Raw genomic sequence first — 10935 nt, 5'->3', positions numbered from 1 at the left:
CGCCGCCCCCCCCCCCCCCCCCGCCCCCCCCCCGCCCCCCGAGCCCCCAGCCGCCGAGCCCCCAGCCCCCGAGCCCCCAGCCCCCGGGCCTCCCAGCCCCCCGAGCCCCCGGGCTCCCGAGCCTCAATCGTCGGCGGGGCTCGAGGCGCGGCCCGCGCCGCAGAGGGGGATCACTGCTGTGCGGCCCTGCAAGGGGTCGGTCGGGGAGGAGGGGCCCACCGCTGCCCAGCAGGCGGCGGCCGTCGGTTCGACGAACAGGCCGCGCCGGGCCAGGTCCCGCTGGGCCTCGCGCAGCCGGGCGTCCGGGACCGTCAGGAAGGTGCCGCCGGACGCCCGGACCGCGGCCAGGATCTGGCGGGCGCGCGGTGGCGCCGGGATCGCGATCCCCTCGGCCAGGGTGGGCCGCTGCTCCACCGGCGTGGCATCCTCCGCGCCCGCAGCGAAAGCCTCCGCCAGCGGGGCCACCGCCTCCGACTGGACCGCGATCAGGGCCGGCGGTCTGACGCCGCGTCGGGCCAGCTCCTGCGTCGCCAGCGCGGCGCCGAGCAGCAGGGTGCCGTTGCCCACCGGCACCACCAGCGCCTCGGGGAGCCGCCGGCCCATCTCCTCCCACACCTCGTACACGTAGGTCTTGGTCCCGTGCAGGAAGTACGGGTTGAACACGTGGCTGGCGTAGAAGACGCCCGGGGCGTCCGCCTCCTTGCGGGCGGCCAGGGCCGCGGCCTCGCGGCCGCCCGGGACCACGCGGACGACCGCCCCGTGCGCCCGCATCTGTTCGGTCTTCTTCTCCGATGTCCCTTCGGGTACGAAGATTTCACAGTCGAGCCCGGCCCGTGCGCAGTACGCCGCCACCGACGTCCCCGCGTTGCCGCTGCTGTCCGCCACGACGCGCTGCGGCGCCAGCCGACGGGCGAGTTCCACGAGCATCACGGCGCCCCGGTCCTTGAAGGACAGCGTCGGCATCAGGAAGTCGAGCTTGGCGTGGATCCGTTCCCCCAGCGGGATCAGCGGAGTGTGACCCTCCGCCAGGGAGAGGGAGAACGCCCCCGGAAGCGGCAGCACCGGCCCGTACCGCCACAGGGAATTCGGTCCGGCGGACGGGTCGAGCGCCGCGTCCGGGTCCGGCGTGAAATCGAGGTCCCAGGGTCCGCCGCACAGAGGGCACCCCCAGGGAGCGGTCCGGACGTCGGCGCGTGTACCGTCCTCGGAGCAGACGTAACCGGGGGGTGCGTGCGTCATGTGCAGAGCGCCTTTGCTCGGTCATGGCCGGTGTATGGCACGGATGTTACGCGTTCGTCCGTCCTCCTGAGGGTCTCGCCGAGGGCGGGTCGACCTTTCGGGGGCGACCGCCCGTCGAGCCGTATTCATTGTCATGGCCACGTTTGCGAGGCCCCGCTGCCCCCCGCAGTGCACCACCTAGGAGGAGGACCGTCACATGCCAGTGATGCGTCATACGCGCCGGAAGATCACCGGCATCAGCGCGACCGCGGTCGTGGCCCTCGCGCTGGGCGCGGCCGTCGCGCTGCCCGCCTCGGCCGCCGACGGCGGTGCGCGGGGCGTGGTCCAGAACGCTGGGGCCCCGGGGTCCGTGCCCAACAGCTACATCGTGACCCTGAAGGACACCGCGCCCCGGTCGACCACGGTGAACGGCAAGCTCGTCGCCAAGAAGTACGGCGCGAAGATCGACCGGACCTACAGCGCGGCCCTCAACGGCTATTCCGTCGAGCTCTCGCAGGCGCAGGCCGAGAAGCTCGCCGCCGACCCGGCGGTCCAGTCGGTCGTGCAGAACCGCACCTTCACCGTCAGCGCCACCCAGCCGTCCCCGCCGTCCTGGGGCCTGGACCGCGTCGACCAGCGGGCGCTGCCGCTGAACCAGAGCTACACCTACCCGGACAAGGCGGGCGAGGGCGTCACCGCGTACGTCATCGACACCGGCGTGCGGATCACGCACCAGGACTTCGGCGGCCGTGCCTCCTACGGCTACGACGCCATCGACAACGACAACACCGCCCAGGACGGCCACGGTCACGGCACGCACGTCGCCGGTACCGTCGCGGGCGGCTCGTACGGCGTGGCCAAGAAGGCCAAGATCGTCGGCGTCCGCGTCCTCGACGACACCGGCTCCGGCACGACCGCCCAGGTCGTCGCGGGCATCGACTGGGTGACCCGCAACGCCGTCAAGCCGGCCGTCGCCAACATGTCGCTCGGCGGGGGCGCGGACACCGCGCTCGACACGGCCGTCCGCAACTCCATAGCCTCCGGCATCACCTACGCCGTGGCCGCGGGCAACGAGTCGGAGAACGCCTCCACCAAGTCCCCGGCCCGCGTCGCCGAGGCCATCACCGTCGGGGCCACGACCAGCTCCGACGCCCGGGCGAGCTACTCCAACTACGGCCCCTCCCTGGACATCTTCGCCCCGGGCTCCGCCATCACCTCCGCGTGGAGCACGGGCGACTACGCGATGAACACCATCAACGGCACCTCGATGGCCACGCCGCACGTCGCGGGTGCGGCCGCCGTGTACCTCTCGCAGAACCCGGCCAGCACCCCGGCGCAGGTGGCGACGGCCCTGATCGGCTCCGCCACCCCGAACCTGGTCTCGGGCCCCGGCACCGGTTCGCCGAACCGCCTGCTGCACGTCACGGCCCTGGGCCCCGTCCCGCCGGGCCGGCGCTTCGAGAACACGACCGACCACGCGATCAACGACCAGGCGACCGTCGAGTCCTCGATCTCCGTCAGCGGTGTCGTCGGCAACGCCCCGACGACGCTGAAGGTTCCGGTCGACATCAAGCACACCTACATCGGTGACCTGAGGGTCGACCTGATCGCGCCCGACGGCAGCGTCTACACCCTGCACAACCGCTCCGGCGGCAGCGCCGACAACATCGTCCGGACCTTCACCGTGAACGCCTCCTCCGAGGCGCCGAACGGCACCTGGAAGCTCCGGGTCCACGACAACTCCAACGGCGACACCGGGAAGCTCGACTCCTGGGCGCTCCAGTTCTGAGCAACGGGCCGCCGGTGATGACCGGGCCATGAGGTGACAGCGGGGGCGACCGAGTGACGGTCGCCCCCGCTGCGTACTATTCGCGCATCCGTTCGCGCCCCTCGTGGTGCCTCCTGGTGCCCCGCGATGCCACTGCCACCTGCGATGGAGTCCGACCCCTTGAGCATCCCGCCGAGTCCTCCTTCCGGACCGGGCCACTCCTGGCCCCCGCCGTCACAGCAGCCGGAGTGGGGATGGGCGCCGCCGCTCGGCCAGGGACCGCAACCGCCGGCGCTCAACGGCTTCGCCCTCGCCTCCCTCCTCTCCGGGCTGCTGTGCTTCCCGCCGCTCGGCATCGCCTTCGGCATCGCGGCCCTCGTCCAGATCGCGAGGAAGGGGGACCGGGGCAAGGTCCTGGCGATCGCGGGACTGGTGGTGTCCGTCGTGATGTCCGGCGTGATGGTCTTCGCCGTCGGCCGCTTCGTGGAGGGGGTCGGCAGCCGGGTCCCGGCGCCTTCCGACTACACCGAGGTCGAGGGCGAGCTCAGGAACATCGACGACCTGAAGGCGGGTGACTGCTTCAACGTCCCCGGCGGCGACCTGTTCGAGGAGCGGCCCCTCATGTACGCGGTGGACTGTGCGCAGGTGCACCACGGCGAGGTGACCGCGGCGAAGACGGTGGGCGGCGTGGAGGACCCCGATGCGGAGGTGGCCGACCGGGCCTCGGAGGACGCCTGCTGGAAGGCCCAGGACGAGTACGCGATGGACACCTGGGCCCTGCCCGAGTTCGCGGAGATGTTCTACTACGCGCCCTCGCGCCAGTCCTGGCAGCAGGGGGACCGGCTGCTGCTCTGCGTGATCGGCACGACGGAGGAGGAGTGGCGCGGCAGCCTCCGCCGGGACGCCGGGATGCTGAAGCCGGAGCAGGCGGCCTTCCTGCGGGCGGCCAACGGCGTCGAGTTCGTCATGAGCCGCCCGCCCGGGGAGGACGCGGCGGACGCGCTGCAGAAGCACCAGGCGTGGGCGCGCGAGATGCACGCGGCGCTGGGCGAGGAGGCGAAGGTCCTCCAGCAGCACGCGACCCGGCCCGGGCTGGAGACGGCCCTTCCGGCGCAGCTCAAGGAGATCGAGGCGGCCCGCGCTGCCTGGCAGCGCGCCTCCCAGGCGCGGACGGGGGCGGAGTTCGACCGGCTGTGGGACCGGGCCGTCGCCGCGATGTCCCTGGAGACGGAGAAGGCGCTGCGGGGCGCGTACGGGCTTGCGACGGAGATTCCGCAGTGGCTGGAGGACGACCAGAGCAGCTCGGAGGAGTTGGAGGAGCCGGAGGACGGGTCCGGCGGGGTGCCCTCGTCCGGGGCGGCGTGACCCCGGCGGGCGGCGGAGTGGCGTCGGCGGCGTGAGACCGCCGGGGTAACGCGCGGTAACGGGTTTGAGTGACCTGGCTTCATCACTTCGGGTGAAACTCTGGCCCTTGCTTGCGGTCTTCAACCGTCGGTTGCCAGGGTGTAGCTGTCTGTCAACCTGATGGGAGTGGCCAGTGACTTTCGGTGAGCAGCCGGCCTATCTTCGCGTGGCCGGGGATCTTCGACGTCAGATCGTCGACGGTTCTCTGCCCCCGCACGCCCGGCTCCCGTCCCAGGCCCGCATCCGCGAGGAGTACGGGGTCTCCGACACCGTGGCCCTGGAGGCGCGCAAGGTCCTCATGGCGGAGGGGCTGGTCGAGGGCCGGTCCGGGTCCGGTACGTACGTGCGCGAGCAGCCGGTGCCGCGGCGGGTGGCCCGCTCCGGCTACCGCACGGGCGGTACCTCGACGCCGTTCCGGCAGGAGCAGGCCGACTCCGGCGCGCGGGGGACGTGGGAGTCGAGCAGCGAACAGGCGGGCGCGCCCGCAGAGATCGCGAAGCGGCTGGGCATCGAGCCGGGCGAGCGGGTGATGCGGACGCGGTACGTCTTCCGCGACGCGGGCGAGGTGATGATGCTCTCGACCTCCTGGGAGCCCCTCGCCGTGACCGGCCGCACCCCGGTGATGCTGCCCGAGGAGGGCCCGCTGGGTGGCTCCGGAGTCGTCGACCGGATGGCCGCGATCGACGTCGTCGTCGACAACATGGTGGAGGAGGTCGGTGCGCGGCCCGGGCTGGCGGAGGAGATCCTCCTGCTCGGCGGGGTCCCCGGTCATGTGGTGCTGGTGATCGGCCGTACCTACTACGCCTCCGGCCGCGCGGTGGAGACGGCCGACGTGGTCGTCCCGGCGGACCGGTACCGCCTTTCGTACCACCTGCCGGTGCGCTAGCGCGCGCCCGCACCGTCCCGGGTCCCTGCGCGGCCCGGGTGCGGGGCCGCTCCGCCCGGCGGTGTGCGGCCCCGGGCCCCGCCGTCCGCCCCGGTACGGTCCGGACGGCGGCGGGTTTCGGCGCGATGGTGATCGCCGCGGCCGCCCCGAAGGGCGCATTCCGCGGACCGCCGGGCGGTCGCGCACGCCCTCGGCGGCGTCCCCGCGGCGGCCGGAACCGCCCTGTTCCCGGGCCCTGGAGCAGCCTGGACGACCGGTTCCCCCAAGCTACCTGCGGGTATACCCGCCCGCAGGGAGCCGTGGGCGCGCGGTCGCGTTCCCCGGTGTCGTGCGTGCGCCTGCTTTGGACCGGCGCGCGCGGCGCACTCGTACGCATGGCCGGATGCGTACGCCCGCCAGGTATCTCTTCGTGAAAAACCGTATCCGCTCCGTAAAGGTCGGGCGTAAGGTCGGGCATATGCGCAATGCGGTTTCCCGGGCAGATACGTCGGCGGAGGGTGAAACGCAATGAACGACAGCGGTGCCCTGCTCCCGTGGCTGGTCATACGTCAGGACGACAACGGCAACCGCTACCGGGTGGGTCGGTACGCCACCCGGGCCGAGGCCCAGAAGATCGCCGACAGTCTCGACGACCGAGGACACAAGCAGCTCTACTGGGTCGAGCGGATCGGCCAGACCGCCACGATGAACTGAGTTCACGGCGCCTCGCGGCGTCGGCATAGGCTCCGCCCATGACTGAACGAGTGGTCGTGGGCGGAGCCCTTTGCCATGAGGGGCGCCTGCTGGCCGCCCGCCGCAGCGCGCCGCCGGAGCTCGCCGGACGCTGGGAGCTGCCGGGGGGCAAGGCCGAGCCGGGCGAATCCGTACCCGAGGCGCTGGTGCGCGAACTGCGCGAGGAACTCGGCGTGGAGACCGAGCCGCTGGAGCGGATCCCGGGGGAGTGGCCGCTGAGGCCCGGGCTGGTCCTGCACGTGTGGACGGCCCGGCTGGTCTCGGGGGTGCCGGCGCCGCTGGAGGACCACGACGAACTGCGCTGGCTGGGGCCGGAGGAGCTGGAGTCGGTGGACTGGCTCGACCAGGACCGCCCCGCGGTCGCCGAGGCCGGACGCCGGCTGCGCGCGGTCGGGCCGGACGGGCGGCCGGCCGACGGTGCGGCCGGCGACGGGAAGGCCGGTGACGGGAAGGGCGGCGCGAACGGCGACAGGAGCGGGCCGGCCGACGGTGCGCCCGCCGAGGGGGGCGTGTGACGCCCGCCTTCTAGGCCGTCTGCGCCACAGTGCGCCGGTGGGTTCGGGATCGAGTGGTACGACGCCCCGAATATCGGGTATGTCGCTATTAATCCCTATCTCGTCCCCCTTTCGTCCCCGACGAACCGGACTGGGGTCACCGATGGCCCGGGAAGTGATCGGCGTGATCGACACAGACGGTGAGTGCGCCGAGTGGGCCTTCCCCGCCGAGCCCGGCGCCGTCCGTACCGCTCGCCACGCCGTGCGCGGAACCCTGCACGAATGGGGCCTCGAAGCCGTCGGCGACGTCACCGTCCTGCTGGTCAGCGAGCTCGTGACCAATTCCCTGCGCTACGCCTCCGGCCCCATCGGCGTCCGCCTGGTACGACGGAATCCGGCCGCGGACGGCCCCGCGGACACCCCCGCCGGAGGCCCCGCCCTGCTGGTGGAGATCTCCGATCCGCTTCCGGATCCGCCCCGCGAGCGGGTGGCGGACTCGGAGGACGAGGGGGGTCGTGGCCTGCACCTCGTCGCCGTCTCCTCGCAGCGATGGGGGACGCGTCACGGGAAAACAGGGAAGACTGTGTGGTTCGAGTTGGCTCTTCCTGGTGAGTAACAAGGTGAGCAGTGGCGGGGGACCCCCCGCGGCGCCTTCCGGCGGTGACCGGGAGGGGGCCGGGGGAGATCGCGCGACATGGCTCGAAATCATCGAGACCGTGCTGTGATCGTGAACGCCGTGCCGTCCGGGGTCGTGGTGCTGAATACTTCCGTCATGGCCGGTCCGGTTGCGGTGAGCTGGAGGGGACGGTCGCGTGAGCGAAATACCTGCGCAGGCACATCAGGCCGACGTGCCTCGGGAGACATGGCACGACGCCCTGTGGCACAGCAGTCCGCCTGGCTCGATATATGACTACATAAAGGTCGCATCCTTCTCGATCGGACCCGACGGGTACATCGACCAATGGAGCCTGCGCGCCGAGGAGCTGTTCGGACTGACGGCCGCCCAGACCGTGGGGCGAGACCCGGTCGACGCCTTCATGCCTCCCGAGTTGCGACCCGACGCCCACCGCAAGGTCGCCGAGATCCTCGACGGCAAGGAGTGGACCGGCCTGATCCCCTTCCGGATCCCGGGCGGGAACGGCGCGCACGGCGTGGCCGAGATCTATGTGATGCCCACCCAGACCGAAACCGCGCAACGGGCCGCCCTCTGCGTCGTCGTCGACGTACGCGCGCTGCGCCGCATCGAATCCGACCTTGCCGCCTCACAAGCCATATTCGGCCAATCTCCCTTCGGCTTCCTGCTGTTCGGCACCGACCTCACCGTGCAGCGGGCCAACCGCCGCTTCGCCACCGTCTTCGGCGGCACCGCAGAGACGCACCGCGGCCGCACCGTGCACGACTACCTGCCCGCGCACGAGGCCGACCGGATGGCGGACGCCCTGCGCCGGGTGCTGGACACCGGCGACGCGGTCACCGACCTGCGCATCACCGGATCCACCCCGCGCAGCCGGGAGAACCGCCACTGGTCCATCAACCTCTACCGCGTGCACGGCGGCAGCGGCCGCCCCATCGGCGTCGCCGGCATCGGCACCGACGTCACCCGCCGCCACCTCGCCGCCCGCGAGGCCGCCGGGGTACGGCGCAACCTCGCCCTGCTCAACGAGGCCGGGCACCGCATCGGGAACTCCCTCGACCTGGAGACCACCGCCCGGGAACTCCTCGACGTCACCGTCCCCGGCTTCTGCGACCTCGCCGCCGTCGACCTCTACCAGGGGCTGCTCCTCGGTGACGACGACCGGCCCGCACGGCCCCAGGGCCCCGGCGTCCCCAGCCTGCCCGGCCAGGGCCCGGCCCGTACCCCCTCCGCCCCGCTGCGGCGGGTGGCCTTCGCCTCCGCGGTCTCGGACGCACCGCTGTCCGGCCCCGGCGCCCTGGTCGCCGTGGGCGACATCCACCGCTACCCGGCGGCCTCACCGGGCGCGCTCGCCCTGCGCACGGCACGGCCGCGGCTGATCGAGGGCGGCGGACCGGAAGACCTCGTGCAGTCCACCCTGGTGGTGCCGATGGTCGCCCACGACACCGTGGTCGGACTCGCGCAGTTCTCCCGTACCAAGGGCAGCGAGCCCTTCGGCGAACGGGACCGGGCGGTGGCCGTGGAACTGGCCGCCCGGGCCGCCGTCTGCATCGACAACGCCCGGCTCTACCGGCGCGAGCACGAACGGGCGCTCATCCTGCAGCGCAGCCTGCTGCCCCCCGGTGACCCGGAGGCGGCCGGCCTGGACATCGCCTGCCGGTACCTGCCCGGCAACGCGGCGACGGAGGTCGGCGGCGACTGGTTCGACGTCATCGAACTCCCCGGCCACCGCACCGCACTGGTCGTCGGCGACGTCATGGGCCGCGGCCTGCGCGCCGCCGTGGCCATGGGCGAACTGCGCACCGCGGTACGGACCCTGGCCCTGCTGGACCTCGAACCGGCGGAGGTGCTGACCGCACTCGACGAGATCGCACGCGGACTCGGCGCCCCCGGCGGCTCCCAGCAGGCCTCCCGGGCCGCCCTGCACTCACGGGACGCGGACCGCTCGGAGGTGTACCTCGCCACCTGCGTGTACGCGGTCTACGACCCGGTCACGCGGCGCTGCACCATCGCCAACGCCGGCCACATGCCGCCCGTCCTGGTGTCACCGAACCAGCACGGACCGCAGGAGGACCGCCCGCCCATGCCCGCCCTGCTGCTGGAGGTGCCGCCCGGGCTGCCGCTCGGAGTCGGCGGCGAGCCGTTCGAGGAGGTCGAGGTCGAGCTCCCCGAGGGCGCCCTGCTCGCCCTCTACACCGACGGGCTCGTGGAATCCCGGGACCATCCCCTGGAGGAGGGCCTGCGCGGTCTGCGCGCTGCGCTCGCCGACCCGGTCCGCCCCCTGGAGGACGTCTGCGACCACGTGCTGAACACCCTGGACACCCGGCACGGCGAGGACGACATCGCCCTGCTGATGGCCCGGGTGCAGGGGCTGCCCGTGGACGCCGTCGGCGACTGGCAGCTGCCGCGCGAGGCCCGCTCCGTGGGCCGGGCGCGGGAACTGGCCCGGGCCAAGCTGCCGGCGTGGGGCCTGGAGGGCCTGCTGGACACCACCGAGCTCCTGGTCAGCGAACTCGTCACCAACGCCCTGCGCTACGGCGAGGGCGAGATCCGGCTCAGGCTGCTGCTGGACCGGACGCTCGTGTGCGAGGTGTGGGACGCGAACCTGGTCCAGCCACGGCGCCGGCGCGCCCGCGACACCGACGAGGGCGGCCGGGGCCTGCAGCTGGTGGGCCTGCTGTCCGCCGGGTGGGGCACCCGGCGCACCCACCGCGGCAAGACCGTGTGGTTCGAACTGCCCCTGCCCGGAGCCGCGGAGCAGGCCGTCTCGGAACTCTCCGCGGAGCAACTGCTGAACATGTACGGCTGACCGCACCGGGGGCGGGCCGCCCGCCTGCCCGCCGCGACGACCCGCTGGAGGACCCGGACGTCAGGGCGGCCGCGGCGGAACGCGCCGAAGGTTGCGCGGCCCCGGCCGGCTAGGCGGCCCGGCCCTGCTTGAGGGCGGCCAGGCGGGCCTCGATCTCCGAGGCCCTGCCGAGGTCCTCCAGGGACTCGAACTGCGCGTCCAGCGAGGAGGCGGCCAGCTCCTGCTTGCCCAACGCCATCGCCTCTTCGCGCCGCACCTTCTCCTCGAAGCGGTGGAGATCGCTGGTCGGGTCCATGACGTCGATGTTCTTCACCGCGTCCAGCATGGTGTTCTGGGCCTCGGCGGTCCGCGCCCGCGCCACCAGCTCGTCCCGCTTCGCCTGGAGTTGCGTCAGCTTGTTCCGCATCGCATCCAGGCCCGACCTGAGCTTGTCGACGACCGCCGTCTGCGCGGCGATCGTCGGCTCGGCCGTCTCCGCCTCCTTCTCCGACTGCAGCTGCCGGCCCAGCGCCACCTTCGCCAGGTTGTCGAACCGGTCGGCCTCCGCCGTCGCCCCCGACGTCCTCAGCTCGTCCGCCTTCCGGCTCGCCGCCAGGGCCTTGGAACCCCACTCGGCGGCCGCGTCCACGTCCTCCTGGTGGTCCGCCTCCAGCATCCGCAGGTTGCCGATCGTCGTCGCGACCGCCTGGTCCGCCTCCGAGATGTTGTTGCTGTAGTCCCGGATCAGCTGGTCCAGCATCTTCTGCGGGTCCTCCGCCTGGTCCAGCAGCGCGTTGATGTTGGCCTTGGCGAGCTGGGTGACCCGGCCGAGGATGGTCTGCTTGCTCATGATGGGTCTCTCCTGGTGAGGGATGGACTTGTCCGGTACGGGACCCGCGCCGCGGGCGTCTCAGAAGCGGCCCCCACCGCCCATGCGGCCCCGGGTGCCGCCGCCCCCGAAGGAGCCCGGGCCGCTGCCACCGCCACCCCCGAAACCACCGAACCCCCCAC

Annotated in this window: 8 protein-coding genes and 1 pseudogene; 7 read left to right on the top strand and 2 right to left on the bottom strand. The window is 72.8% G+C overall.

The features are described 5' to 3' along the window. Positions 1–123: 123 nt before the first annotated feature. Complete coding sequence (locus tag IH80_RS0137015) at positions 124–1239, bottom strand: threonine synthase (protein WP_030966266.1); 1116 nt, start codon at positions 1237–1239, stop codon at positions 124–126. A gap of 196 nt (positions 1240–1435) precedes the next feature. On the opposite strand from IH80_RS0137015, the gene IH80_RS0137010 reads away from it, so the two are divergent. The 7 genes and pseudogenes from IH80_RS0137010 (at position 1436) to IH80_RS0136980 (ending at position 9945) form a co-directional block, all read left to right on the top strand. Then, entirely contained in the window at positions 1436–3007 is a 1572-nt protein-coding gene (locus IH80_RS0137010; protein ID WP_030966265.1) for a S8 family peptidase, read from the top strand. Positions 3008–3166: 159 nt separating this feature from the next. Beyond that, positions 3167–4351, top strand: a complete 1185-nt coding sequence (locus IH80_RS0137005) for a DUF4190 domain-containing protein (protein ID WP_030966264.1) — start codon at positions 3167–3169, stop codon at positions 4349–4351. Positions 4352–4523: 172 nt separating this feature from the next. Beyond that, on the top strand, positions 4524–5276 hold the full coding sequence (locus IH80_RS0137000; RefSeq protein ID WP_030966263.1) for a GntR family transcriptional regulator: 753 nt from the start codon (positions 4524–4526) through the stop codon (positions 5274–5276). Between the two features lie 507 nt (positions 5277–5783). Further along, positions 5784–5969 carry an SPOR domain-containing protein gene (locus IH80_RS0136995; RefSeq protein ID WP_030966261.1) on the top strand — a complete coding sequence of 62 codons (186 nt, stop codon included), beginning with the start codon at positions 5784–5786 and terminating at the stop codon, positions 5967–5969. 38 nt (positions 5970–6007) lie between these two features. After that, positions 6008–6412 (top strand): annotated as a pseudogene (locus tag IH80_RS0136990) ((deoxy)nucleoside triphosphate pyrophosphohydrolase); the annotation flags it as partial. A 265-nt stretch (positions 6413–6677) separates the two neighbouring features. After that, entirely contained in the window at positions 6678–7118 is a 441-nt protein-coding gene (locus tag IH80_RS0136985) for an ATP-binding protein (protein WP_030966259.1), read from the top strand. A 196-nt stretch (positions 7119–7314) separates the two neighbouring features. Beyond that, the gene (locus tag IH80_RS0136980) at positions 7315–9945 is read left to right on the top strand and encodes a SpoIIE family protein phosphatase (protein ID WP_199819364.1); all 2631 of its coding nucleotides are present in this window, start codon (positions 7315–7317) and stop codon (positions 9943–9945) included. Positions 9946–10054: 109 nt separating this feature from the next. Here IH80_RS0136980 and IH80_RS0136975 read toward each other — a convergent pair whose 3' ends face one another. Further along, complete coding sequence (locus IH80_RS0136975) at positions 10055–10774, bottom strand: PspA/IM30 family protein (protein WP_030966256.1); 720 nt, start codon at positions 10772–10774, stop codon at positions 10055–10057. Between the last annotated feature and the right edge of the window lie 161 nt (positions 10775–10935).

Origin of the sequence: Streptomyces sp. NRRL S-378, from assembly GCF_000720645.1 — a bacterium.
In the GTDB taxonomy this organism is placed as follows: Bacteria; Actinomycetota; Actinomycetes; order Streptomycetales; family Streptomycetaceae; genus Streptomyces.
The sequence above is the reverse complement of the archived record's forward strand: the minus strand, read 5'-3'. Positions and strand labels throughout refer to the sequence as shown.

What these genes read in the sequence shown, in the direction of transcription:
- IH80_RS0137015 (WP_030966266.1), bottom strand. Translation starts at nt 1,239, where the DNA reads ATGACGCACGCACCCCCCGGTTACGTCTGCTCCGAGGACGGTACACGC.
- IH80_RS0137010 (WP_030966265.1), top strand. Translation starts at nt 1,436, where the DNA reads ATGCCAGTGATGCGTCATACGCGCCGGAAGATCACCGGCATCAGCGCG.
- IH80_RS0136995 (WP_030966261.1), top strand. Translation starts at nt 5,784, where the DNA reads ATGAACGACAGCGGTGCCCTGCTCCCGTGGCTGGTCATACGTCAGGAC.
- IH80_RS0136975 (WP_030966256.1), bottom strand. Translation starts at nt 10,774, where the DNA reads ATGAGCAAGCAGACCATCCTCGGCCGGGTCACCCAGCTCGCCAAGGCC.